This window comes from Terribacillus halophilus (genome assembly GCF_900101385.1).
Classification (GTDB): Bacteria; Bacillota; Bacilli; order Bacillales; family Amphibacillaceae; genus Terribacillus; species Terribacillus halophilus.
In genome coordinates this window covers 280525-307289 of sequence record NZ_FMZB01000001.1, presented here as the reverse complement: position 1 = coordinate 307289, position 26765 = coordinate 280525, and the positions used below count along the sequence as shown (strand labels likewise).

The following is a 26765-nucleotide window of genomic DNA, read 5'->3' as shown; positions in this document are numbered from 1 at the left end:
GATTCTCCTATATTATCAATTAAATTATAGCATGCTTTAACTTGCAGAAATGGAAAAGTTTAGACCTTCTTCCATTCATGCAGCTCCAAGCTGCGCACCCCGTTGATCAAGTACGGATCCTGCTCAGCAACTTGTTTCGCTTTAGTCTCGTCTTCCGCTTGGTAGATAACCAGACCGCCAGCACCATCAGTGAATGGACCTCTGGCGAAAATGTACCCTTTTTCATCCAAGTCGGCCAGAAAATCCAGATGGGCTTGGCGATATTGCTGGTTCAGCTCAGGTTTTTCCATTTTAAGAAAAGCTGCAAAGTACTTCATGATAACGCCTCCCGTTTTTATCGAGCATCTTTGGCTAGCATGAGTGCCCCGACGATACCGGCATTGTCCTCAAGTCCAGGCGGAACGAGATAATTCTCCGGAAGCGGGACATAACGCTGCATGAGCTGCTCCAACTCCTGGTGGACCATCTCATGAAGGCCGTCTTTCTTCATGACGCCGCCGCCCATGATGATTTTCTCCGGGCTGAGCACCAACGTGTAGTTCATGATTGCCTGTGCTAAATAAAAGGCTTCCATCTGCCAGACTTCCTCTTGGTGATACAGCTTCTGTGCTTGCTCTCCCCAGCGGGCTTCGATTGCTGGTCCAGCAGCAAGACCTTCCAAACAATCACGATGATACGGGCATTTCCCTGGATAAGCATCACGCGTGCTCCGCCGTATCAGCATATGTCCCATTTCCGGATGCGAAAAGCCCTGCAATGTTTCGCCATTCACGATGGCTCCAGCTCCGATGCCCGTCCCGACTGTAATATACAGACAGCTATCAGCATGTTTTGCTGCACCGTGCATATACTCCCCTAAAGCAGCTGCATTCACATCGGTATCCAGCTTGACCGGTACGCCTAGTCTGCTTTTGAGTTCAGCCAGCAGGGAGTAATCTTTCCACTGCAGCTTCGGTGTGTTGCCAATCGTTCCGTAAGTCGGACTATCCTCTTTCACATCGACCGGACCGAATGCACCGACACCCAGTGCTTCGATTTGTTTATCATGGAAGAAGTCGAGCACCTGCTGGATGGTTTCTTCTGGTTTGGTTGTCGAAAAGGACACTCGCTCCTCCACATTCCCATGTTCATCTCCGACAGCACAAACAAATTTTGTACCGCCAGCTTCAATAGCTCCATATCGCATCGATATCACCTCATTTGTTTCTATTATTCTACTATGGAAGTTTTCTCCTCCTGCGTCAATAGTAGCAGGTACTGTACAAATATGAGAATTATTATAAAATAGAAATATTATCAATTTTAAAAAACAGATTAGTTTGTCAGGAATGGGGGATGCATGATGACTGCTCTGCAAGCAGTAACTGCATTTGCACATGAACAGAATTTACGTAAAAGTTTTAATAAACTCGCCAGAAAAACTTTTGGCTTCGATTTTGAATTATTATATAAAAGCGGCTTGTGGAACGACCGCTATCACACACATGCCTTCGCAGACGATACACAAATTGTCGCAAATGTTTCTGTAAGCGCGCTCACAGCACATATACATCAGCAAAAAATGAAAGCAATCCAAATCGGGACGGTCATGACGGATCCAAGCTATCAGAATCAAGGACTGGCTACACAACTGCTGCAGCGCGTCATCCGGCAGTATGAAGAAGAGACCGATTTGATTTACTTGTTTTCCCGCCCGGGTGTGGAAGGCTTTTACGAGAAGCTCGGCTTCACCGCTGTCGAAGAACATTTGTTTTCCATCCCGGTGTCTTCCGAGCTGCGCCCTGTCCCGGATTATCGGAAGCTTCAGCCGGCAGCCAATCCGCAAGACATGCTCGTGCTGCTTGATCGCTATGGCAAACGCCACCCACAGTCGGAAATTCTCGATATATCGGATGCCCAGCATGTTCTCGGCTTCCATACCTTATATGATCCGGAAATCGAAATCATCGAGCTTTTGGAGCCAGCCGCCCTGCTGCTTTATAAAAAAATAGGGCAGACAATCCATTTATATGAAGTAATCAGTCAATCCCGGCTCATTTGGCAGCAAATCGCCGATTATATCGCCCAACCAGGCATCACGGAAGTCATTTTCCATTTCACACCGACATTCCCGGATCTTGAGCCTATCTCCCACAAGCATACAGAACGGGACACCTTGTTTGTGAACAAACCAGAACTGCTTCCCGCTGTATTTCAGTTTCCCGAATTGTCCCATGCATAATATAATAGGATGGAAGCTGTGATAGAAAGGAACGAGAGCCATGCTAGATTTGGAGATGCTAAAAGACAAAGTCGAGTTCTTCGAAGCAAATGACCTATCCGTCTTGGAAAAGAAAATCAATGAACAAATCCAGCATAATAAAGCCATCCTGCTGGAGCTGCACCATGTAGCACATCAAATGCACGTAGATGAAAACGGCCGGCGGTATTATAGTGCCGTTGCTCATTTTAAAGCGAAATAAAGAAAACTTGCCGAGTGGCGAGCCGCAGGCGCAGACAGAGGCCTAGTTGCACTTATACTTTCTTCCTTGAAGCTTTAACCACGTCGAATAGGCTTTCAGTTAAAGTTCCATGCCAGGAAAGTATAAAGAAAACTAGCCGAGTGGCGAGCCGCAGGCGCAGACAGAGGCCTAGTTGCACTTATACTTTCTTCCTTAAAGCTTTAACTACGTCGAGTTTGCTTTCAGTTAATGCTTTGAAAGTATAAAGAAAACTAGCCGAGTGGCGAGCCGCAGGCGAAGTCAGAGGCTTAGTTGCACTTATACTTTCTTCCTTAAAATTAACGCTTTGAAAGTATAAAGAAAACTTGCCGAGTGACAAGCCGCAGGCGAAGTCAGAGGCTTAGTTGCACTTATACTTTCTTCCTTAAAATTAATGCTTTGAAAGTATAAAGAAAACTAGCCGAGTGACAAGCCGCAGGCGAAGTCAGAGGCTTAGTTGCACTTATACTTTCTTCCTTAAAATTAATGCTTTGAAAGTATAAAGAAAACTTGCCGAGTGACAAGCCGCAGGCGAAGTCAGAGGCTTAGTTGCACTTATACTTTCTTCCTTAAAATTAATGCTTTGAAAGTATAAAGAAAACTTGCCGAGTGACAAGCCGCAGGCGAAGTCAGAGGCTTAGTTGCACTTATACTTTCTTCCTTAAAATTAATGCTTTGAAAGTATAAAGAAAACTTGCCGATGACAAGCCGCAGGCGAAGACAGAGGCCTAGTTGCACTTATACTTTCTTCCTTAAAGCTTTAACCACGTCGAATTTGCTTTCAGTTAATGCTTTGAAAGTATAAAGAAAACTTGCCGAGTGACAAGCCGCGGGCGCAGACAGAGGCTTAGTTGCACTTATACTTTCTTCCTTAAAATTAATGCTTTGAAAGTATAAAGAAAACTTGCCGAGTGGCCAGCCGCAGGCGCAGACAGAGGCCTAGTTGCACTTATACTTTCTTCCTTGAAACTTTAACTACGTCGAATAGGCTTTCAGTTAAAATTTTATACGATAAAGGTATAAATCGAATGACTTCCTCGCTAAATCCTTACACTATAATACCGTCCTTCGCGGACGGTATTTTTATGCCCTTAGAATATAATCCCAGTTACAATAGCTACCGCAATAACCGCAAATGCCGTCCCTGTCGCCCAGAGGATCGTAAATCGCTGGAACTCCCCAAAGTCGACCTTCGACATTCCGACCAACAAGTAAGTAGCCGGTACAAGCGGGCTGAGCAAGTGAACAGGCTGTCCGAGCAAGGATGCCCGAGCGATTTCTGTAGCCGAGAATCCGTAGTTGGCAGCAGCTTCTGCCAAAATCGGTACCACACCGAAATAATATGCGTCATTGGACATGAAGAACGTAAATGGAATACTTGTGACTGCTACGATGATGCTGAAAGCCGGCCCCCATGAATCCGGGATGATGGAAATGAGGCTGGATGCCATTGCATCGACCATCTCGGTACCAGATAAGATACCAGTGAAAATACCAGCAGCGAATACGAGGGAAACGACTGCAAGTACGTTACCGGCATGGTCGGCGATACGTTCTTTCTGCTGTTTCAAGTTCGGGTAGTTGATAGTGATTGCAATCGCAAATGCCAGCATGAACAATACCGGCAGCGGCATGATGCCTTTGATTAGACCGAACATTAAGACAATTGTCAGTGCAAAGTTGACCCACAGAAGTTTCGGACGTTTCAGGGAAGCATCGACTGTGGCAGCCTGCTGCTGCAATGTACGCTGTTCCGCGTCATCAAATGTCACGACACCAAGACGTTTCCTTTCGCGGCGTCCCATGAAGTAAGCCGTGAACAAAATCCAAATTGCCCCGCCGATCATAGTCGGAATAAGCGGAACGAATACATCCCCTACATCTACATTCAATGCAGCTGCAGCACGTGCTGTTGGCCCGCCCCACGGCACCATATTCGTCAAACTTACACACATGACGGCGATTGCCGGCAAGATGAGCGGATTCATTTTCAGCCGCTGATACAGCGGGAAGAACGCAGAAACCGTAATCATATAACTTGTCGTTCCATCACCATCCAAAGATACGACAAGTGCAAGCGCAGCCGTCCCGATGACGATTTTCGTCGGATCCCCTTTGACCGCTTTCAAGATGCGGCCGACGACTGGATCGAATAAACCGGCATCAATCATGATTCCAAAATAAAGAATCGCGAATAATAGCATGATTCCAGTTGGTGCCAAGTCTGTGATACCTTGCAGTGACATTTCCCCGAGTTCAGGGCCATGCCCTGTCAGTACAGCGAAAATCGCCGGAATGATCATCAGCGCAATTAGCGCGGATAGCTTTTTCGTCATAATCAAATACATGAATAGAAAGACCATCAAGAAACCCATTATAGCTAACATGCTAAATCCCCCTCATCGTCTCCTGAAACAATTCCCCCAAATCCTAAGCAGCGTTGCATAATATATTACATACATTGTATGCGCTTCCAAAAATAATTTCAATAGTTTTATTACTTTTTTAAGTAAGAAAACTCACCATAACCGACTGAATACTTCTATGACAGCTTTTCCTAGTTAAATTCAGGTAGATTACCCTATGTTTACATCGTAATAAACGCCTCATACACACTCAATAGTATAACTTAAATATATCGACTAAGTTATACTATTGAACAATCCAGAATTTCCAATTCTGTTAAACCTATTGCATCCTGCCACTTAAAAATTTTATCTTGCTCTATCAAAAATATGCTTATCCGAACAAAACCCCTGCTAAATATACGACTACAGTAACGGTAATGCTGCTAAGGATTGTTGTCATCAATACTGTCTGAGCCGCTAAATCCGGATTATTATTATATTCCAGGGCAAAGATTGAGCTGTTCCGCGAAGTAGGGAATGAGCTGGCGATGAATAGCGACTGTGCTACCGTCCCGTCCAGCCCCAATATATAAATGATGCCCAAGGCCGCAGCAGGTCCGATCAAAAGCCGGGAAAGCGTGCTCAAATAAAGCACAACATGCGGCCGCTGCAGTTTGATCTGTGCCACTTGTGCTCCAAGCGTAATCAAGGCGACAGCTAAGAAGGCATCAGCAATCGACTGGATCGGGTTCCATAGCACGATCGGAATGTCTATATGAAACGATGCACATAATATCCCAAGGATGATGGCATAAATCATCGGCAGCCTGATGAGTTCCTTCAAGATGGCATTTCCTTGCGCTTTGACACTCACCATATTATAAAGTCCATATGTAAAGGTGAGCAGGTTCTGGTAGACCATGACGATCAGCTGGATCGATACGCCGAGCGGGTTGGAATGGAAGACGAGCTGACTGACGGGGATTCCGTAGTTTCCTGAGTTCATCAGCACCACACTATTCTTATAGGTTGCCGCAACGCCTCGTTCGAGCTTGAACAGACGGCTTGTGATTTCCGTAAAGCCGATGGAAAACGTTGTGAACAACAGTAAAAATAGAATGATTTGACCGAATACAGTAAGCGGCATACTGCTTTGATACATATTGATAAAACCGTTCACAGGCAGGAAGCAATACGTCAGCAGCTTGGACAAGGTACCAAGCTGTAACGAAAATTTTCGCTGCAGGATGACCCCCACAGCAAGAAGAATCAATAAAGGTGCAATTACTTCCAAGAAAATCAATGATAATACAGCCATGCGCCCCCTCCTTTTGTAAGCGAATACATAGACATTATACTGCTAACATTTTCAAAACTCTATAGGGTAGAATCGAAAAAGCAGCCACCATATGGTGACTGCTTTCCTTATGCACGCTTGCGCAGCTTATTGATTCCAAAGAATATGATACCAGCAGCAACGAGTAATGCTCCGCCCAGCATCCAATTGAATACATTGGTGCTTGTATTCGGTAGTGTCTGACCATCTTCGGCATCTGTATCGGATTTCGCCGCTGTCGGAATGCTATCTTGCTTCTCCGATGCCGTCTCTGTCTCAGTATCCTCCGTGCCAGTCTCTGTTTGGTCTTCCACTTTCTCTGTCTCCTGCTCCTTTGGCTTTTCTGCTTCATTTACCGGTGCGGATATTTCTTCTGCCGGTTCATTCGGTTCTATTGCGGGTGGTGCCGTCTCTTCTTCTTCGGGCACAGGAGCCGGTTGCTCTGCCGGTTTCTCTCCTAGAGCATAAGCCGCAATCGTACCAGATACTTCATGTGCCGCCAGCAGCAGCGTCTGACCTGTCGGACTATCGGCTGCCGGAATGTATGTCAGCCCTTCTGGTGCGACATTTCCGCTGGCACTATCCACCGCTGCTTCATCCCCCTGGAAATTTCGGCTCGTAAAGTATGTCGAGAATGACGGGCTGGCAGGGTTGGTCACATCATAAGCCATGATACCGCCTGTCCGCTCCAGACCGATGAAGGCATATGTTTTTCCATCCACTTCCCCGGTGATGACTGTTTCCGGCTCTGGACCTTTGTCATCACTGCGGTTATCGAGCTTATCTTCATCATTCGTCGTATTGAAATACTCCGGAATCGCTTGGGCCGTTATTTTTTCGAAATCAGAACCGCTATCGTACACTTGCTGTAAGGAGTCTGCGTCCCAAATGGAAAAACTCCTCCCGCCAAAGCCGTATACAGCCTCATATTTGCCATCCGCATTTTTCGGTGCCACGATAGTTGTCTTCAGGCGTCCTAATTGGCTGTCTTCGAACAATCCATTTTGGACAAGCTGATCCAGCTGCTCCTGTGAATACCCTTCATAGAGATCGGCATGTAAAGCATATGCATCTTCTGCAGCCAAATCGGCCACCCGCACTTCTTCCGAGAAGCCTTCCCAATCCTGTGCATCCCCTTCATTTGCGGTGATAAGATATGTCTTCCCACCAGATTGGAAAGCTGTCATCCCATCCGGCATGTACATGCTGAGCACCGGCCAATTGCCAATCTGGATACCTTCATCTTTATTGGAAGGATCCAGCTCCACACCCTCTTTGGAGAAGTCCTTATATCCTAAACTTTTCACCGTCGTGAAGCTGTTCGACTGCAAATCCAGCTTGGCAATAGCGTTGCTTTCCTGGATGGCAACATACGCGTAGCGGCTATCTTTATCGACAGTTATGTATTCCGGCTCCAGGTTTACTGCATAGGAAGTGTTATCAGGGTCGGGATTCACTTTACGTACATCCTGCTCCACTATGTCGTCAGTGAAAACAGCAGTTTTCGTCGATAGGTTGTCCAGTCCATTTGCTACATTGATGATGCTCACGGAACCCTCTGGATTGACTGTGTAATCGTCGGAAGGTTCGCCTTCATTGGCAACGAGCAGTTTCGTACCATCATGCGTGAAGGTGACCATATCGGGAAGAGCTCCTACTTCGACACTCGCCAGCTTGTTTCCATCCATATCAAGTAAAACAACATGACCCGGGTCGGTTTTCACCGCACTTGGAACGGCTACCGCAATGAATTCGCCTTCTGGATGGATGGCGACACTTGTAACATCAGAAGCACTTACGTCAAAATATTCCAGTGAGACACGCTTTAACAGCGGAATCTCGTTGTTTCCATCTTTCAATCCGTTCAAATCCAAAATATCCAAAGCTCTCGCTGCCCCATTCACCGAGAAGGCACGTTTAGTTTTGCCATCATAAGCAACGATTTCCGTACCGCCTTCCCCGATACCGCTGCCGCTGTCATAGCGTCCAATCTGTTCTACTTGAAGCGCTTGTCCTTGATCATGGCCGTAAACTTTAAGCTCTTGTGCATGTCCTACAGCCGGTATCGCCAAGCTTGCCGCCGCCAGCGACAGGGCTGTCCACCTCTTCCATCTAATCACCTTCGCCACCTCAACTCTATCACTTAGATATATGTATGATAGTCATCATAGCTTACAGCTGTGAAGTTCCTGTTAAATATGTATGAATTTCTTGTAATGTTGCAGGACAAAAAAAGGATGCCAAATCACTGGCATCCTGGTAGTTGCATAATCGATTCAGACCGTATCCCTCAACGTCCCCACGCAAGTAAGATAGATGGTCCGATCTCTCTGATCTTATCTGAAAAACAGTAAATATGTGTACAGCAAACCTGTATAGAACAAGCCAGAAACCAGAAAAGCATTCCATAAACCAACAAAAAAATCATTTTCTTTCAGGATCATTGGTCCGTCCTTTCTTCCGTACAGCAAAATTTTCTTTACTAGCATTATCGGTTTGGATCTGGTTTCTCTTTAGGATTTTCCGAAAGTTATTTTGATAAGGCACGGCTTATTCAGCTTTTTGGCACAATTTCCGTTAATTCCCCGGTTACAGCAACTCGCTGTTTACCAGAGAGCGTACACGTTACCAAGGTGATTTTGGGATTATCTCCATTTTCCAGTATGGCGATATCATCAGGTTCCACTATCTCGACATTGTTCACTTCATAGATATAGGTAGCATCTTTATCCTGCAGTTTGATTTCTGCTCCTGGCTTCACTTCCGGCAGCTGTCGGAAGAAGCGATCTCCCCGATAACCGCGATGGCCGGCAATCGAGAAATTGTCCTTGGCAGGATCTTGATCTGCCTTGATTTGAGTCAATGCGATAGCTAAATTATCTGCTGTCGTTTGATTGAGTACATACTGCTCTAGTTCGATAGAAGGAATCTCCAGCTTCATCGTCTCCGCCAGTTCTTCTTCCGACCATTTTCTCTCTTGGGATCCCCCAGTTTCTGGCTGGTCTCCTGCCTCAATGGTTGCAAAGGCTTTTTCTAATGCATTCACTTCTTTGGCGTGCATTCTTTCTATAGTAAGGGGAGTGGCAACTAACGCCACTCCTAACAAAAGAAATACGATCCCAATAATCAGCTTTCCTTTTTTCATCTTAATTCCTCTTCCTTGCTGTCTGCGTGCGGAGAGCATTCCAAATGTATACTCCTCCAATGCCGACTGAAAGGATACCTGCCATAAGCATCAGTGATAGCAGCTGCTCCCCGGTCTGCGGCAAGCTCGATGGCAGGTTATTCGCCGTTGGTTTAGAATCGGTTCCGCCACCTGCTGCTGGAATTACAGACCTCCCTGGATCAGGTTTGTTCGTTACTTGATCAACTGGTTCTGTACTTGGTGGGTCTGTTGGTGTTCCATCATTGCCTGGCTCCTGTGGCACAAGCGGTTCTTCTGGATCCTCAGGAACTGGCTGCAGTTCGTTTGTCACCGTTACTGCCACTGATTCTGTTTGGGCAGCTTCTATCGTGAATGGAATCGGCGTTTGATTCAGCTGGTAACCTGCTGGTGCTTTTGTCTCGACGAATTGATAGTCTCCCGGCTTCAGGTCATCGATTGTGATGTGACCGTTTTTATCCGTGATAAGACCTTCTTTTACAGGATTCCCTGTCTGATCAAACACATCGAATACCGCTCCTTCGAGCACTTTGGAAGTATCGCCCGCATCAACTTTTTCCAAAATGACTGTTCCTGGCGTCAATTCGTTTACTGCCGTCACAACAGCGGCTGCTTGTTGATCTTTTTCGATTGTTACAGCAAAAGGTGTATCATTCAGCTCATATCCGATTGGTGCTTTTGTTTCGATGAACTGATAGGTTCCAGGTTTCAGTCCATCGACCGAGATGCGCCCGTTTTCATCGGTAATAAGCTCCTCTTTGACGGTATCTCCTTTATCGTTTACGAGCTTGAACACGGCTCCTTCCAGTTTCAAAGCGTCATCGTCTGCATCGACTTTTTCCAGTACAGCTGTTCCTGGTGTCAATTCGTTCACAGCTGTTACCACGGCTGCTTCTTTCTGGCCTTTTTCTACTGTTATTTCGATTGGAGTGTCATCCAGCTTATATCCGGCAGGTGCCTTCGTTTCGACAAAGGTATAGGAACCTGGAGCCAGATCTTCGACAATGATACGGCCCTCGCTGTCTGTGTACAGCTTTTCTTTCACGATATTACCTTTGTCATCAAGCAATCGGAATTCCGCATTTTCCAAATGGATATCAGGATTATCTTTATCCACTTTGATAAGCGAAACGATTCCTGGCTGCAGTGTATTTTCCGCTGTTACGGCAAGCGGTGTTTGCTGCCCTTTTTCAATGGTAAAGGTGATTGGTGTTTCATCCAGCACATAATTTTCCGGGGCACTTGTCTCCACGAGCTGATAGTCGCCCGGCTTCAAATCCGTGATTGTCAGCTGGCCATCACCATTCGTTGTCAGACCCTCCTGCAATGTCTCCCCTTTGCTATCGACTAAACGGAATACAGCTCCTGCCAATCTGACATTGTTGTCCTTGCTGTCGACTTTCTCCAGATTGACCGCTCCTGTTGAGAGTTCATTGGTCAGCTGGATGACAGCTGCTTCTTGTTGACTGCGTTCAATCGTCACGTGTTTCGGCGTCGTATGCAGGTCATAACCGAAAGGTGCTTCTGTTTCCTTGATGATATAGTCACCTGGAACTAGATCTTTGAATTGCAGTTTTCCTTCTTTATCTGTCTTTCCGGAAGCTATTTTTTCCCCAGCTACTGTCAATAGATCGAATGAAGCCCCCTCTAGTCCGACCTTTTCATCCTCACTGCCGACTTTGACAATCTCAAGAGATCCTTTTGTAAGGTCATTTTCCGCAGTTAGCACAACTTTTCCTATCTGACTTCTTTCAATGACGAAGGTCAGCGGTGTATCGTCTTTCAGGAAGTCAGCCGGTGCTTTTGTCTCGACGAATTGATAGCTTCCTGGCGCCAGATCATCCACGCTGATTTTTCCGGATTCATCTGTTGTCAGATTTTCTTTGATGACATTGCCATCTTGATCTTGCAATTCGAATACGGCCCCTGCGAGTTTTTCGGTATTATCATGTGTATTGACTTTGATCAATTCCACTCCACCTGGGATGAGCGTGTTTTTTGCTGTGAGATGAAGCGGTTGGTCTTGGCTCTTTGCAATCTCGAAATCTATCGGCTTTTCATCCAGTACATAATCTGCTGGTGCTTTCGTCTCGATGAACTGGTAAGCACCTGGTTTGAGGTTCTCCACTACGATGCGACCGTTTTCGTCCGTTGTCAGTTTCTCTTCGATGATGTTGCCGCTGCTATCCACTAGTTTGAATTCTGCGCCTGCCAGTGTGATAGAGTCATCTACGCTATCTTTCTTCTCCAAGACGACGCTTCCTGGAATCAGCTCATTTTCTGCATAAACAACAGCTGCTTCCTGCTGGCTCCGCTTCACCTCGACATCGATCGGTGTCGCATCCAGTACGTAATTTTCCGGTGCTTTGGTTTCAATGAACTGATAGTTGCCCGGTGCAAGATCGGAAACAATGATGCGTCCATCCTGATCGGTGACCAAGTTTTCCTGCACGATTGCGCCTGTTTCATCGACAAGCTTATATGCTGCTCCTTGAAGCGGCACGTTCTCATTATCTTTATCCATTTTGATCAAAGAGACAACGCCTGGTGTAAGTGTATTTTCCACTTCCACTGTCGGAATCACTTGCTGACCTTTTTCAATGGTAAAGATGATTGGTGTGTCATGCAGCGTATAATCGGCTGGTGCTTGTGTCTCGACAAGCTGGTAATCACCTGGCTTCAAATCCACGATGGACAGTTCGCCAGCCTCGTTTGTTGTCAAACCTTCCTGCAACGTCTCTCCTGTCTCATCCTGCAATTCGAATACTGCTCCAGCAAGACCGATCGTATTCTCTTTGCTGTCGACTTTCTTCAATAAAACAGAACCTGGTGTCAATTGGTCCATTTGCTGGACAGTGAGTACCTTTTCTTGGCTGCGCTCGATTGTCACAGGAATCGGTGCAGCATCCAAGTCATAGCCGAATGGCGCTTTTGTTTCGACAATCTCATAATCTCCAGGAAGCAAGTCTTTGAATTGAAGCTTTCCTGTTTCATCTGTTTTGCCTGTTTTGATAGTTTCTCCAGCTTTTGTACGGAGCTCGTATTCCGCTCCTTCCAGACCTTTTTCCAAGTTATCTTCGCCGACTTTGGTAATGTCAACCGCGCCTTTGATCAATTCGTTGACAGCTGTCACTGTTACTGCTTTTTCTTGGCTGCGCTCGACTTCGAATATGATCGGCGTCTTATCCAATACAAAATCCGTTGGTGCTTTAACTTCGACGAATTGATACTTTCCTGGTACCAAGCCGGTTACACGGATTTTACCATCTTGATCGGTAACGAGGTTTTCTTTCACTGTATTACCTGATGCATCTTTCAATACGTACGCTGCACCAGCCAATACTTCTGCAGAATCGTTTTTATTCACTTTCACTAACTCGACTTCCCCTGGCTTCAGCGTGTTCGTCTGCTGAATCACAAGCGCTTCTTCCTGACTCTTCTCAACGGTGAAATCGATTGGCTCTGCATCAAGCTCATAATCTTTTGGTGCTTCGATTTCGATGAACTGGTAATCGCCCGGCTTTAGATTGTTCACCGTGATACGTCCATCTTTATCCGTTACAAGTTTTTCTTCCACAACATCGCCTTTATTGTTCACGAGCTTAAATACTGCGCCTTCCAAAGTGATGCTGTGATCTGCACTATCCAACTTCTCTAAAACAACACTGCCTGGGATCAGCGTATTTGTCGCGGTCACAACCGCCGCTTCTTGCTGTCCTTTTTCGACAGTCACTTCGATTGGTGTGTCATCCAGCTGGTAATGCTCTGGTGCTTTTGTTTCAACAAAGTGATACGTACCTGGTGCCAAGTCGTCGACGATGATTCGTCCTTCTTCATCCGTAACCAAATTCTCTCTGACTATTTCGCCATCTGCATCCTGAAGCTTGAATTCTGCTCCTGCCAAACGAAGATTCTGATTGTCTTCATCTGTCTTGATCAAAGAGACAGCTCCAGGAGTCAGTGTATTGTCCGCTTTGACTTGGACAGCTTCGACTTGACTGCGCTCGATCGTGAACGGAATCTTTGCTTCGTTCAGCTCGTAATTCGCCGGTGCTTTCGTTTCCTGGAAATAATAACTGCCTGGCTGCAAATCGGAAACAGTAACCTGACCTGCTGCGTCTGTCTTCAATCCTTCTTGAACCAGCTTCCCATCTTCCTTATAAAGCGAAAATGTTGCATCGGCTAAGGCGGAACCATCTTTGTCATCCACTTTTGTCAGGACGACTTCTCCTGGTATCAATTTGTTACTCATTTCACGTTCCACTTGAATTATTGCTTCCTTGCTTTTTTCAATCGTGAAAGTGATTGGTGTCGGATCCAATTGATAATCGTTTGGCGCTTTGGTTTCTATCAGCTGATAGTCACCAGGTGCCAGCTGATCGACAACCAGTACACCTGCTTCATTCGTTGTCAGACCTTCTCTCAATTTCTTGCCTTCTGCTGTTTGCAGTTCAAAGACTGCTCCTGCAAGCAATGTCTCGCTCTGAACAGCATCCACTTTTGTCAGTTGCATACCACCTGTGACGAGTTTGTTTTGGATATTTCCTAGATTGATCTCTGCCTGCTCAGCTGGATTGATCTCAAACTCATGCACTGTGGCATCAAGCTCGTAAAATTCAGGTGCTTTCGTTTCCACGATTGCATACTTGCCTGGACGCAGATCTTTGACTTCCACAAGTCCATTCTCATCGCTTGTCAGCCCGTCTTTAATGATGGTGCCGGACGCATCTTTCAAAGTGAAAATCGCACCTTGCAATGGATTGCCTGCTTCATCTTTCTTATGCAGTTTCACACTGCCTTTTTGGATGATATTCTCTTTTGTAACAGTCGTTACAAAGGTTTGATCTGCTTGGATTTCAAAATAGACGGGATCCGTATCAAGGTCATAAAGTTCCGGTGCTGCCGTCTCGATGAATCGATAGTTTCCTGCATCAAGATCTTTTACGGAAATCGTACCATCTTCAGCCGTTGTCAGGTTTTCCCGGACTTGTTTCCACTCGCCGTCTACTTGTTGTTCTAAAGTGAAAACCGCCCCTTGCAGTGCTTTTTTTGTTTCGCTATCGATTTTCGTCAGTAGAACATCCCGTGTGATTTCTTTGTTTTTAATGATTGTTTTCGATTCGCCATCCACGGTTACCTTCTGGGTATCCTGGATGCCGACTACATAACCTTCCGGTGCTTTGTCTTCTTTCAGCAAATAGTCGTCATAAAGCAAGTTTTTGAATACTGCCTTGCCATCTTCACCAGTTGTCACACTGCGGATGGCAATCTTTCCTTCGCTGTCATATAACGTGAATGTCGCTCCAGCCAATGCCTCATCAGTAGCCGCGTCCACTTTTGACACTTCCAGGCTGCCATACTCACCGGACCCGGTACCGCTGCCTCCGCTTTTACGGACGATGATCGTCTTACCGGATTCGACTGTTTCGGTTGTGATGTTTTCACCGGAGAAGACTGCCTTATTGCTGATGGCTTCTCCATTGGCTGCATTGATATACGATTGATATTCAAGGATATACGCTCGATCGATATCTTCCAGGAAGGACAACTCGAATGTTTGGCTGCCATCTTCAGCTGTCTGTATCTCTAGTTCATATGCGTCTTTCGGCACTTCCTCGCCTTTGGAGAGACTGCCATTCTCAGAAACATTTGTTGCAAATAACTTGAAGCTGTCTTCCAGGAGGATCTGGTTTGCCTGCTGTTCATCCGTCACTTTCGCTTTGGATACATGTGATTGGCCTTTATTGATGTCGATTTTCCAATTGATCACATTGCCATTCTGGGACCCATCTTTTACGTTGTAGCTGCCGCCGTTTTGGACGGATACCTGCGCATCAAGATTGATAGAATCCAAACCATCACTTGATAAGGTCGCCGTGTTGTCGTATCGATTGACAATCAACTCCCCAGCCAGGCTGGTTTTGTACTCGATCCAATATGGCTTGCTGCTGTCTGTAAGCTTCACCCTGAAGCCTGGCTCGCCTTCTGTATTGTTAGGTACTTTCTCTACAACATAATCTGTGCCTTCTTTTAAGAGATTCCCCTTATCAGCACCATTCCACCAACTCAATAGATTCATCTCGTAAACTTTCAACGAGCCTTCCACTAGATTCTGCTTACCTTGGATATAGTCGGTTACAGTGGCGTTCTTCAAGTCCTTCAAATCATAGTTGACCCCGATATTCCAGGTGATCTCTTTCGTTACAGCATTGTAGGAACCATTCTTGAAACCATTGTTCACTGTATAGTCATCCGGATTGAATCCCGCTGCTGCTTCCTTGGTCTGATCTTTCCCCGATTCATCCGTCCAATCAAGCACTACGTGGTTCCGGAATTGTTTTTGCTCACCTAAGCTGTCGTAATCAAAATCGGTTGTATAGGTGATGCGATATGGTGTCTTGATCTCATTCTGGAACTTGACCGTGAACCCGTCAGCTGTCACGACAAGTTCATAATCGTTTTCGGATACTGTCTCGCCAGTGGCACGATCGACGATCTTAAACGTATCCTCTTTCATCGTGAGTCCCTTATTCGGATACGTATCCGTGATGAAGACATTCGTCATCTTATGGGAATCTTTGTTGAAATCAATGGTCCAGTTAGCTGTTTTATCTTTATAGTTTACATTGGAGTAGCCTTTGGAAAGAACTTGCTGATTGATTCCTTGACCAGTATCAATTATATTATCGCCTACTGTGACGCTATTGTTGATACGGCCATCATCCATGACACGGCCATCTGCTTTTGTCTGATAAGTGATTTTATAAGCGTTCTGGATGTCTTCCTTGAATTGCAGCTGGAATCCGCGCTTTCCATCGGCAGCTGGCTGTTCATCGACTTGGTAATTCGTATAAGGTTCAGCACCCGTTTGCTGCCCATTCTCACCGATCGTGATTTTTTCGACCTTTATGGAGTCTGTGATCAGCATATGCTTGTCATCGAACAAATCCGTCAGCACAGCGTCCTGCTGCTGGATTGTTTTTTCATTGTAGTTGTATTGGATTTCCCAGGTGATTGTCTGCTTGGCTGCATCATAAGCAGCACTGCGTTTGGCGAGTGGTTTCCCTCGGCTGACGCTGACGGAAGCTGTCGCTGGCAGATCCTCGATATTCGAACCAGTCAATGTAGCTGTGTTTTTATAAGCCGTACCATCAGCATCCGTAATGTCCGTTTTGAATTCCACGCGATAAGCATCCGTCAGCTTACCAAAATCGATTTCAAAAGGTTCCGCTTGAACGGTGTAAGCGGATGGATCAACTAAATCCCCCTGTCTCACAGTACCGTCAAGCAGGACATCCAGCTTATAAACGTTGATCGAACCAGGCTGCAGCTTTTGATTTGCTTCCAGCGGGTCTTTCAATACAGCATCCTCGATTGTCTTCAGCTGTTTGTTGAAATCGACTGTCCAAGTGATTTCCTTTGCATTATAGCCTCGATCTGTTTTACCGGATTTATCGATTGCATTTCCGGGCTTTGGCTGGAATTTCACTGGAATGACAGCTATATCTTCTTCCTTGATGGTAAAGATGATTTCCTGTTCGATACTTCCCTCGATCTTTTCATGGAATTCCGTCCAGAAATGCAATGTCCCTTTGACATTGGACAGCTTGGCGATATTGTCGTTGAAAGTCATGACAACTGTGCCATCCATACTTAGTTTATAAGTTCCGACACTTTCATCTCCGAATTCCAATTGTCCGTCCACATCGTTGTAAATCGCGAAGTAGTCCGGCAGCGAGAAGGTAAAAGTTGATCCCTCCCCATATGGATGACCATTTTCCAAAGCCCAGTCCATATCAATCGTAACTTCATCACCCAAGGCTGGATGATTATCCGGATTCTCATCTGCATCAATAACATTCCCGTCCTTGTCTTTCAGAACAATGTTCGAGATGATATTTTCTTCTATCTCACCTTGCAGGCGCTCTTGTGCTGCTGGTTCTTCGTTTGCTTCTTTTTCATCAGCATTTTCTTTTGTTTGCGCTTGTTCTGCTTCATCCGTCTCTTCTGCAGCAGATTCCGCTTGTTCCTCTGCACTGTCAGCTGCAGGTTCTCCTGCTTCTTCTTCCGATTCAGCTGGCTGATTTCCTTCCGCTGGCGTTTGTCCTTCTTGCTCTGCTGTTTATTCTTGTCCTTGCTCTGTTGTTCCTTCCTCAGGAAGCTGTTCTGTATCAGCTGCAGGATTCAAATAGAGTGGAATGACTTGCTCTTGTTTTTCAACGACAAATACCAAGTTCGTCTCTTGTTCTTCACTATCCTGAAGATTCTTTCCAATCTGCGCTGTTATCTCCAGTATTCAAGCTAGAAGACTTTGTGCAGGAGGCTACCGTATGAAAGTGATGCTCGTGGATGATGAACCATTAGCGCTGCAGTTTCTTGAATCACAGTTACATAGCATCGGCGATTTCAAGATTGTCGGTGCGTATCAAACATCCCGGGGGTTGACGGAAAGAATCAAGGACAAGAAGCCTGACTTGCTTTTTCTCGATATAAAAATCGGTGCTGTAAATGGTATAGAGCTGGCAGCTGCCATACAAGAAGCACACCCTGAATTGCCAATCGTATTTGTGACCGGCTTCCACGAATATGCCGTTCAGGCATTCGAGCTGAATGCACTGGATTATCTGGTGAAGCCGATTCAAAAGGACAGGTTGAGGAAGACGATCCAACGCTTGAAGATGGATGAGCAGAAAAACGGCTCCGATGCTCCCTTACAAATCAACTGTATGCTGACATTGCAATTCATCCAAAATGGCAAGGCACTGCCTGTTCAATGGCGAACATCAAAGGCGAAGGAGATTTTCTGCTACTTGCTGCACCATGCTGGCAAGCCTGTACGCAAAGATGTCCTGATCGAGAGGTTCTGGGAGGAAAAAGCGCCTGAGAAAGCCTATACGCAGTTATATTCCACCATCTATGTCATCCGGAAGACCTTGGCTGCTTCACTTCCTGCCTTGTCATTGAGCAACTACAATCAGTGCTATCAGCTTCATCTGGGAAATGCAGAAGTGGATGCTGCCCGATGGCAGGATCGTGTAAACCGATTGCCGGTATTGCGTGATCATTCTTTGACAAGCTATCAAGAATTGCTGCGGGATTATAAAGGTGATTATTTTGCCGCGGAAGGGTATGCATGGGCCGAATCGGGGCAGTGGCAGCTGAAAGAAATTTGGTATAAGACCGCCACACAGGTCACAGCCTTTTTGGAGGAGCGCAACATGTTGGAGGATGCCGTTTCCCTTTACTTGCGCATGCAATCGGATTATCCGTATATTGCACACAGTTATATACGCCTCATGCATGTCTATGGTGCCTTGGGTGAAACAGGTGAAGTGGTGAGTCACTTTAAACGTTTAAAAATGATGCTGAAAGATGAATTCGATATTGCTCCGGAGTCAGAGGTAGTCGACTGGTATGAGTCGTGGAGGGTTCAGCATATGCAGGGCTAAAAAGCAGGAGGAACATTATGAAACGAAGTATGAAACTGATCATCATTTTAGCTTTTGCAGCTGCCTTGACGTTAGGAAGAATCGTTTGGTATCACACACAGACACCTGATGTACAGCCTGCGGCAGTCGGCGGGCAGCTGGATGTACGCCAAATCGATTTTTCAAACAGCCACTCTATTACCCTGGATGAGGGCGAATGGAAGCTGACAAGCAAAGCAGATGATCCTGTGTATCAACCGCTTCCGACGTATATGAAACCGGAAGCTGCAGGGACTTATGAAATGAATATACAGGTGGATGACCAACAGAGCCGCTATGCCCTTTCCATCCGCGCCCTTTATTCCGATTTCACGGTTTATGCCAATGACCAGCTTGTTTACCAAACAGTCGACTTTGAAAAGGGGCCGCCTACCCCAGTTTCCATTACCGATTTACGGGCAGATCAGAACGGACAGATTAACGTAAAACTCCGTTTCGATGAATTTCACGGCAATGAGCGGGCACGATCCTTGATCAACGTGGGATTCGGCTCCTCCCAGCAGATACAAAAGGAAACATACCAGGCCGGATTGCTTCAATTCTTCGTTGGAGCCATCATATTCATTCATGCGTTATATGCGTTTGTGCTTTATTTGATGAAACCAAAGAAAATTGGTACCTTATTCTTTTCGATTGCGGCAATGGCGGCAAGCCTGGCTGTCGTGACTTCCGATTACAATACGTTGGGCTACGTGATGCCGCTTCGTCATGAATGGTATGTAAGGACCGCTTATTTGAGTTATATCAGCTTGAGCTTTTTCTTTTTGCTTTTTGTCGTCTTCACCTTCACGGAAGCTGCTTTCAAATGGCCATTCAAGATTTTATATTTCCTGTTTATTTCGTACTTGATCTATATCCTTGCAGCACCGATAGAATTCGTCCGGTATGTGATTGGAATTGCTATTTCCCTGGTGGTAGCCTTCTCCATCATATTCTGGATTTTATTCCGTACTGTTTATCTCAGCGGAGAGAGAGCGTTGCCATTATTCCTAGCTGGTGCTGCTGTTGCCACACATGTTGCTTGGTCTGTTTTTGTGAGCAATATCCCAATCTTGGAAGATACCTTGCGAGCTGCCATCAAAGCAAGCTTCTATCCTTTCGATATCACCATGGCATTGGTATGCTTCTGCAGCTTTTGGTTCCTGCGCTTTTTCCAGACAGAAACCGAGAACAAGCAGTATATCGAACAATTGGAGATGGAACAGAAGCGGAAAGATCAATTCTTGGCAAACACATCCCATGAGCTGCGTACACCTTTGCACGGGATGATGAATATGGTTCAAAGTGTATTGCAGCAGGAAAATAAACTGAAGGAACGCAGCCGCTATCAGCTCGAACTGATTCATACAATCAGTCGGAAGATGTCCTATCTTATCAACGATCTGATTGATGTTACCCAGATGACATCCAATCGAGTCCGTCTAAAACCTGCTTCTATTTCCATTGCGCCGATTTTGATCGGGACAGTGGATATGCTGCGTTTCATGACAGACGAGAAGCATGTAAATATTTATCTGCGAATGCCGGATAACCTTCCGTCCATATATGCGGATGAACACCGCCTGACGCAGATTGTGACAAATATGCTTCATAACGCGTTGAAGTTTACACCAGAAGGAAACATTACCGTCGATGTGTCAGCAGATGAATCCAATCTCCGAGTCAAGGTGACAGATACCGGTATTGGTATGGATGCAAAGACACAGGCCAGAATTTTCCTTCCTTATGAAAAAGGGGAAAATTCGATTTCTGAAAGTGAGGGAATCGGTCTTGGTCTTGGTATTAGCAGACAGCTTGCCGAGATGCATGGTGGTTCCTTGACGGCAGAATCAGAACTTGGCAAAGGTTCCGTCTTCACACTCAGCTTGCCGATTGGTGCGGCTGGAGCGGATGAAACCATTGTAGAAAACAGCTCTTTCACCGAGATTGCCGCTTCAAAACAGATGCACGATTCTTTCGTGCCTGTTGCTGTCTCAGGTTATCGAATTCTTGCGATAGACGATGATCCCGTAAATCTGATGGTCCTTAGACAAGCTCTGGAAAACGATGGCTATCACATCCGTACCGTTGCATCATCAGCTGAGTTCTTTCAGCAATTAGAAAATGCTAGATGGGATTTGCTGATCATTGATGTCATGATGCCGGAGATTTCAGGTTTTCAATTAACGGAAATCATCCGGAACCGTTACAGCCTCACCGAATTACCTGTATTACTGCTAACCGCCCGCTCCCAGCCTGAAGACATCCACGCCGGCTTCCAAGCGGGTGCCAATGAATATGTCACAAAACCGGTGGATATGCTCGAGATGAAAACACGGATCAGATCACTGCTTGAACTGAAAGGGTCGATCGAGGATCGGCTGCGTATCGAAGCAGCCTGGCTGCAAGCCCAGATTCATCCGCATTTCCTCTTTAATACATTGAACACAATCGCCGCACTAAGTTCGATTGATAATGACCGGATGATGCGCTTGCTTCAGGAGTTCGGCAACTACTTGCAAGAAAGTTTCAATGGGAAGAATCTATCCAGCACCGTCCCTATCGAAAAAGAACTGGAATTAGTACATTCCTATCTGTATATCCAAAAGGAACGATTTGGCGAAAGACTGCGCGTGAACTGGCAAATAGACCGTGAATTACAATTCAGCATACCTCCCCTGACACTGCAGCCTTTAGTGGAGAATGCAGTCCTTCATGGTTTGCAGCCAAAGGAAGAGGGTGGCACGATCCTCATCCATCTATTTAAAAAGGGAAGTAATGCGATCATCCATATCAAAGATGATGGCGTTGGCATCCCACCAGCTAAACAGCGATTACTGAATACATCGGATGGGCACAAAGATAGTATCGGTCTGATCAATACCCATGTCCGCCTGCAAAAATGGAATCGCTGCGGCTTGATACTATGCAGTGAAGAAGGACTGGGGACTACGATACAAATCAGCATCCCCCTGATAGATGAAAATGAAAAGACCAGCCCCCCTGAAATCAAGGAAAGAGATGCCCCCTGAAAGCTTGGGGTGCATCTCGGATGCTGGTCTTTTTTCATTTCAGCTTCTCCGGCAGCGTATGGATGGAAGCAATCAGCGTATTCAGTTTGGTTTCGATCCGGTGCATCAAATAAAAGGTGACAGCTGCCGGAAATCCAAACTCCTTTATGATCGCAAGCCACGGTTCCATATGGAACGCCTCCTTTCTTATGAAAAAAGGAGTGCAGCTCGCAAGCATGCACTCCTTCGGGGATCAGAATATTTCCTGTACGGTACGATCGACGATGCGTGCTGCTTTTTTAGAGACAAGCGCTCCGCCGCTCGATGAGATGACATTCTGCGCAATGACTGTGTCCATCGCCTGATCGATTGCTGCCTCATCGATTGGTTCGACCGGCTGCTCCAAGCTGATGGTCACTGTCTTGCCTGCCTCATTCAAAAACTGCAGATCCAGCTTCTTCATGCATCATTCCTCCTTTTTTGTCGAATTAGTCTTGACGCAGAATGGAGTGGTCGTTCTTTTCCACTGCGTAAAAATCACGCTGCTGCAACGGCACCAATACATCCGCGAATGCATGCAGCTCATCCGGTGTCGCATCAAGCCTGATGTTGTTAAAACTCTTTGTTTTGTATTTCTCTTTGCCTGTGTCCGGATCGACGCCGTCAAACAAAACGATGCTGAGGCGTGTTTTATCATGGGTTGCGATAACTGCCATGTTCCTCCCCTCCTTTCACAGCTATAATCGGATCTTGTCCCGAAAAAGTGTGGAAAAAGTTTAGAAAAATGATCAAGCAGCCTGCAACATCCCAGCCACACGCGGGATTCGCTTGTAATATAATAGTAATTTTACGTTGCAACTTTTTCATTGTACAATTAAGATTAGCATGTTCTACTAACAGGTAGACTTTACCAACGAATTCAATGAATAAACATACAGATACATCAGTAAAAAAAGGAGTTTAATCATGTCAAGAAAGTCACCTAACCAACCGAAGCCTCCCAGGCGAATAGTGAAGAAAAAAGTAAATAAAAAACGAATTTTGATGTTGTTCCTTATCCCAATTCTGATTCTTGGAGCTGGGGGAGCTGCATATGCTGCTCATCTATGGACCTCTGCAGCCAATGCGATCGAGAAGGCTCATGTCGAAGATACACGGGATAAATCGGCATTGCGCGAAGAAGCAGTCGATCCTGTAGAGGATAATGTTTCGATTCTATTCATGGGAGTGGATGACAGCGATACGCGGGACGAAGCAAACTCCCGATCGGATGCCATGATCCTCGCTACTTTCAATAAGGAAGATCACAGCGTCGATCTCTTAAGCATTCCGCGCGACTCATACGTCTATGTACCAGAAGTCGATCGCAAGACGAAAATCACCCATGCACATGCATATGGCGGTGCTCAGGCAAGCGTGGAAACCGTGGAGAATTTCCTTAATGTCCCAGTCGACTATTATGCTGAAATCAACTTCAACGCCTTCATGGATATCATAGATACACTGGGCGGTATCGAAGTCGAGGTGCCATACGAGCTGTATGAACAGAACTCGAAGGACCAGAAAGACGCCATCCACTTGGAGGAAGGTTTGCAGGAACTTGATGGAGAAGAAGCACTGGCACTTGCACGCACCCGTCATTACGATAACGACATCGAACGCGGAAAACGCCAGCAGGAGATCATCAAAGCAATGATTACAAAAGCAGCATCCGCCGGCTCTGTATTCAAATATGACGATTTGATCCAGGATGTAGGGGACAACCTAAGCACAAGCCTGACATTCAATCAGATCAAGAGCTTCATCTCTTATGGTACAAGCAATGACCTGAAAATCAACACATTGAATCTTGACGGTACCGGCGGCAAACTATCCGACGGCATCTGGTACTACCAAGTCGATCCAACTTCCTTGGCTGATGTCCAGAAACAGCTTCGCGAACATCTCAACTTATCTGAACAAGTGGACACCGATAGCGTGGAAACAGATGGCAGCGGCGTTTACGATAGTACCGGAACAACGGATGGTTCAACGGGCCCTTCCACTGACAGTGCAGGAACAACCGATTCCGCAGGCACATCAAGCAGCGGTACCGATTCTACGACTGACAGTACGACAGGAAGCGGCGGTACAACCGATTACAGCACTGGCACGACAAACAGCGGTACCGATACCGGAACGAGTGAAGGCACTGGTTCTGCAACAGATAGCAGCACAGAATCAAGCGGCACCACTAGCTATGATACAGACAGCTCTGCCACAGACAGTACTTCCGACAGCTCCACCGGTACAACATATGAAGAGACGACAGGAACTGGCACAAATGACAGTTCCTCAGTCGACTCTGCGACAACGCCATAAATAAAACAAGACTGCCACCCTCCTTACCGGGTGGCAGTTCCTTTTGCCGCCTTGCGCAATATTGTAAAGACAATGTAAATTAAAATTGTTTTCTAAGGTTGTTGCTAGTATAATTTAAGACGTCTGAACAAAAGAACATCCTAGCAGGAAGGACTTTTACATGAAATCAGCAATCACTGTTCTAAAGGAACAATTCAAGCATTTTAATCTCATTCGACGTATTTCGCTTTATGAACTTAGGAATAACAATAATGCCAACTATCTTGGATTGGCATGGGAAGTAATCAGCCCTGTCATTCAAATCGCCATCTACTGGCTTGTGTTCGGTTATTTGATCAGCGGTGGAGAAGGACGTAAGATTCCAAACCCTTCAGGCGGCTATTTTGACTTCTTCCCTTGGCTCGTTTCGGGTTTGATCATCTGGATGTTTTTCCAACCAGCAGCAACCCAGGGCGCTAAATCAATCTATAGCAGACTGCGATTGTTATCAAAGATGAATTTCCCAATGAGTGTGATTCCAAATATCACGATTTTCTCTAAATTCTATCCACATTTGATACTCGTAGTTTTGACAATAATTCTAATGCAAATTACCGGTTATCCGATCAGCGTTTATATGCTACAGTTACCATATTTCATGATGGCGACCTTTGCATTCACTTATGCATTCGTGCTGCTTATGACAACTCTGACAACCCTTATCCGGGATATTCAGCTGCTTTTACAAGCTACTCTACGAATGGTACTATATCTAACACCTATCCTTTGGGTTTCGCATAAACTGCCTGATCCTTTGGTTATCGTGATGAAGCTTAATCCGCTTTATTACCTAGTCGAAGGTTACCGTGCATCATTGATGGGTCAGAATGGCTGGTACTTCATTAACTCATGGGAATACACTATCTATTTCTGGGTAGTAACTGCCATTCTATTCATGATCGGTTCTGCCTTGCATATCCGTTTCAGAAGACATTTTATCGACTTTCTCTAATTAGAAAGGGATTTTTATGGATAAATCAATTATTGTTGAAAATGTAAGCAAAAAATATAAGTTATACAGTAAAAGCTCCGATCGAATCAAAGACATCATTTTCCCGAAGGAATATGGTGAAGACTTCTATGCCTTGCGCAATGTCAGCTTCGCAGCTGAAAAAGGAGATGTTGTCGGGTTCATCGGTATTAACGGTTCTGGTAAGTCAACTCTGTCCAATATCATTGCTGGTATTGTGCCGGAGACGACCGGTTCTGTCACTTTGAATGGGGAAGCAGCCTTGATAGCTGTTTCTGCTGGTTTAAAAGGTGATCTTACCGGCAGACAGAACATCGAGCTCAAGTGCTTGATGCTTGGCTTGAACAAGAAAGAAATTGCAGAACTTGAACCAAAAATCATCGAATTTGCCGAACTGGAGAAATTCATCGATCAGCCGGTGAAAAATTATTCCAGCGGTATGAAATCACGACTTGGTTTCTCCATCTCCGTTAACATCGACCCAGACATCCTGATCATCGATGAAGCGTTGTCCGTAGGAGATAAAGCCTTTGCCGAGAAAAGCCTTGCCAAAATGCATGAATTCAAAGACAGAGGCAAGACGATGATTTTCGTTAGCCACTCACTCGGGCAGATGAAACAATTCTGCGATAAAATCCTCTGGCTGGAATTCGGACAAGTACGGGAATATGGCTCGATTGATGAAGTCATCCCGAGATACGATCAATTTCTCAATGAATATAAAAAGATGTCCAAAGAAGAAAAAGAAGCATACCGCGAACGTGCCATTGCAGGCACCTCCAACTAACTAAAAAGACCGACGGGCAATTAATTGCCTGTCGGTCTTTTATTTACGAATCAATACGCGAAACATGAATTCGAATGCTTTCAAGATCCGTTTCCAGCGGAAAGGCTGCTTGATGAGACGATACAGCCACTCCAAATTAAGTTTTATCCACGCCCGTGGTGCACGTTTCATTTCCCCGGCCAATATATCGAATACGCCGCCGACGCCCATGAATACACCTTTTTCGAACAGATGCTGATTCGCTGCGATGAAATTCTCTTGTCTTGGGAACCCCATTGCGACAAAAATGAGATCTGGTTTTGAAGCAGCAGCTTCCTCTGCCACACTTGCGTCTTTGTCCTTGTTGAAGTAGCCATGGTGGCTTCCTGCAATGCGGATACCAGGATACTGGGAGCGCACCCGGTTTACTGCCCGATCATTCACTTCTTGTTTGGCTCCAAGAAAATAACAGCTGAGATTATGCTTTTCGGCGTAGCTCAGCAGCTTGAACATCAAATCGAATCCAGTGACACGCTCTTCGATTGGATTCCCGAGAATTTTGGATGCAATAACGACGCCAGCTCCGTCGGGAATAATATAATCAGCACTTTTTACACTCTGTTTGTACGTAGCATCTTCCCTTGCCTGCATGACGATCTCCGGATTGGCCGTTACGATGTACGTACGTTCACCGGAATTGATTCGCGGATAGAGATGCTGCTGCAATAGCTCTTTTTGCGTTAATTTATTGAAAGGAATATCCATTATTTCTACGATTTCTTGATTTGACACACTTGTAACAACCTTTCAAGATCAAACCATCT

General features: G+C 45.7%; 19 protein-coding genes. 8 read left to right on the top strand and 11 right to left on the bottom strand.

Annotated elements, in window-relative coordinates; genetic code table 11:
• Positions 1–59: 59 nt before the first annotated feature.
• Positions 60–317 carry a YciI family protein gene (locus tag BLQ53_RS01430; protein WP_093725271.1) on the bottom strand — a complete coding sequence of 86 codons (258 nt, stop codon included), beginning with the start codon at positions 315–317 and terminating at the stop codon, positions 60–62.
• A gap of 17 nt (positions 318–334) precedes the next feature.
• Positions 335–1186 (bottom strand): ROK family protein, encoded by an 852-nt coding sequence (locus tag BLQ53_RS01425; RefSeq protein ID WP_093725269.1) that lies wholly within the window; start codon positions 1184–1186, stop codon positions 335–337.
• Positions 1187–1342: 156 nt separating this feature from the next.
• Between BLQ53_RS01425 and BLQ53_RS01420 the strand changes: the two genes are divergently transcribed.
• Both BLQ53_RS01420 and BLQ53_RS01415 read left to right on the top strand, forming a co-directional pair.
• Positions 1343–2221 (top strand): GNAT family N-acetyltransferase, encoded by an 879-nt coding sequence (locus BLQ53_RS01420; protein ID WP_170829542.1) that lies wholly within the window; start codon positions 1343–1345, stop codon positions 2219–2221.
• A 40-nt stretch (positions 2222–2261) separates the two neighbouring features.
• On the top strand, positions 2262–2462 hold the full coding sequence (locus tag BLQ53_RS01415) for a DUF2536 family protein (RefSeq protein ID WP_093725265.1): 201 nt from the start codon (positions 2262–2264) through the stop codon (positions 2460–2462).
• Between the two features lie 1109 nt (positions 2463–3571).
• On the opposite strand, the gene BLQ53_RS01410 is transcribed toward BLQ53_RS01415, so the two are convergent.
• From BLQ53_RS01410 to BLQ53_RS01390, 5 genes are all read right to left on the bottom strand, one after another.
• Positions 3572–4867: a CitMHS family transporter gene (locus BLQ53_RS01410; protein WP_093725263.1), complete on the bottom strand. Its 1296-nt coding sequence runs from the start codon at positions 4865–4867 to the stop codon at positions 3572–3574.
• A 352-nt stretch (positions 4868–5219) separates the two neighbouring features.
• Positions 5220–6146, bottom strand: coding sequence for an AEC family transporter (locus BLQ53_RS01405; RefSeq protein ID WP_093725261.1), 927 nt, complete (start codon positions 6144–6146; stop codon positions 5220–5222).
• 107 nt (positions 6147–6253) lie between these two features.
• Positions 6254–8284, bottom strand: coding sequence for a choice-of-anchor I family protein (locus BLQ53_RS01400; protein WP_093725259.1), 2031 nt, complete (start codon positions 8282–8284; stop codon positions 6254–6256).
• Between the two features lie 434 nt (positions 8285–8718).
• A complete protein-coding gene (locus BLQ53_RS01395) occupies positions 8719–9309 on the bottom strand; it encodes a class D sortase (protein WP_093725257.1) in 591 nt (196 codons plus the stop codon).
• Position 9310: 1 nt separating this feature from the next.
• Positions 9311–17146 (bottom strand): SpaA isopeptide-forming pilin-related protein, encoded by a 7836-nt coding sequence (locus BLQ53_RS01390; RefSeq protein WP_093725255.1) that lies wholly within the window; start codon positions 17144–17146, stop codon positions 9311–9313.
• Positions 17147–17256: 110 nt separating this feature from the next.
• Here BLQ53_RS01390 and BLQ53_RS01385 point away from each other — a divergent pair, with 110 nt between their 5' ends.
• The 3 genes from BLQ53_RS01385 to BLQ53_RS01375 all read left to right on the top strand — a co-directional run bounded on the left by BLQ53_RS01385 (position 17257) and on the right by BLQ53_RS01375 (position 21826).
• Positions 17257–17529, top strand: coding sequence for a hypothetical protein (locus tag BLQ53_RS01385; RefSeq protein WP_093725253.1), 273 nt, complete (start codon positions 17257–17259; stop codon positions 17527–17529).
• A gap of 128 nt (positions 17530–17657) precedes the next feature.
• Positions 17658–18776: a response regulator gene (locus BLQ53_RS01380; RefSeq protein ID WP_093725251.1), complete on the top strand. Its 1119-nt coding sequence runs from the start codon at positions 17658–17660 to the stop codon at positions 18774–18776.
• 17 nt (positions 18777–18793) lie between these two features.
• Positions 18794–21826 (top strand): ATP-binding protein, encoded by a 3033-nt coding sequence (locus BLQ53_RS01375; RefSeq protein WP_093725249.1) that lies wholly within the window; start codon positions 18794–18796, stop codon positions 21824–21826.
• A 34-nt stretch (positions 21827–21860) separates the two neighbouring features.
• On the opposite strand, the gene BLQ53_RS01370 is transcribed toward BLQ53_RS01375, so the two are convergent.
• The 3 genes from BLQ53_RS01370 to BLQ53_RS01360 form a co-directional block, all read right to left on the bottom strand.
• Complete coding sequence (locus BLQ53_RS01370) at positions 21861–21995, bottom strand: YvrJ family protein (protein ID WP_093725247.1); 135 nt, start codon at positions 21993–21995, stop codon at positions 21861–21863.
• Between the two features lie 63 nt (positions 21996–22058).
• Positions 22059–22268, bottom strand: a complete 210-nt coding sequence (locus tag BLQ53_RS01365) for a DUF2922 domain-containing protein (protein ID WP_093725245.1) — start codon at positions 22266–22268, stop codon at positions 22059–22061.
• Between the two features lie 25 nt (positions 22269–22293).
• Positions 22294–22521: a DUF1659 domain-containing protein gene (locus tag BLQ53_RS01360; protein ID WP_093725243.1), complete on the bottom strand. Its 228-nt coding sequence runs from the start codon at positions 22519–22521 to the stop codon at positions 22294–22296.
• Between the two features lie 250 nt (positions 22522–22771).
• Between BLQ53_RS01360 and BLQ53_RS01355 the strand changes: the two genes are divergently transcribed.
• From BLQ53_RS01355 to tagH, 3 genes are all read left to right on the top strand, one after another.
• The gene (locus BLQ53_RS01355; RefSeq protein ID WP_093725241.1) at positions 22772–24166 is read left to right on the top strand and encodes an LCP family protein; all 1395 of its coding nucleotides are present in this window, start codon (positions 22772–22774) and stop codon (positions 24164–24166) included.
• 160 nt (positions 24167–24326) lie between these two features.
• On the top strand, positions 24327–25157 hold the full coding sequence (locus BLQ53_RS01350; RefSeq protein ID WP_093725239.1) for an ABC transporter permease: 831 nt from the start codon (positions 24327–24329) through the stop codon (positions 25155–25157).
• A gap of 16 nt (positions 25158–25173) precedes the next feature.
• Positions 25174–25962 carry a teichoic acids export ABC transporter ATP-binding subunit TagH gene (gene tagH, locus BLQ53_RS01345; RefSeq protein ID WP_093725237.1) on the top strand — a complete coding sequence of 263 codons (789 nt, stop codon included), beginning with the start codon at positions 25174–25176 and terminating at the stop codon, positions 25960–25962.
• Positions 25963–26001: 39 nt separating this feature from the next.
• Here the strand turns inward: tagH and BLQ53_RS01340 are convergent, their stop codons facing one another.
• The gene (locus BLQ53_RS01340) at positions 26002–26733 is read right to left on the bottom strand and encodes a WecB/TagA/CpsF family glycosyltransferase (protein WP_244499201.1); all 732 of its coding nucleotides are present in this window, start codon (positions 26731–26733) and stop codon (positions 26002–26004) included.
• Positions 26734–26765: the final 32 nt, after the last annotated feature.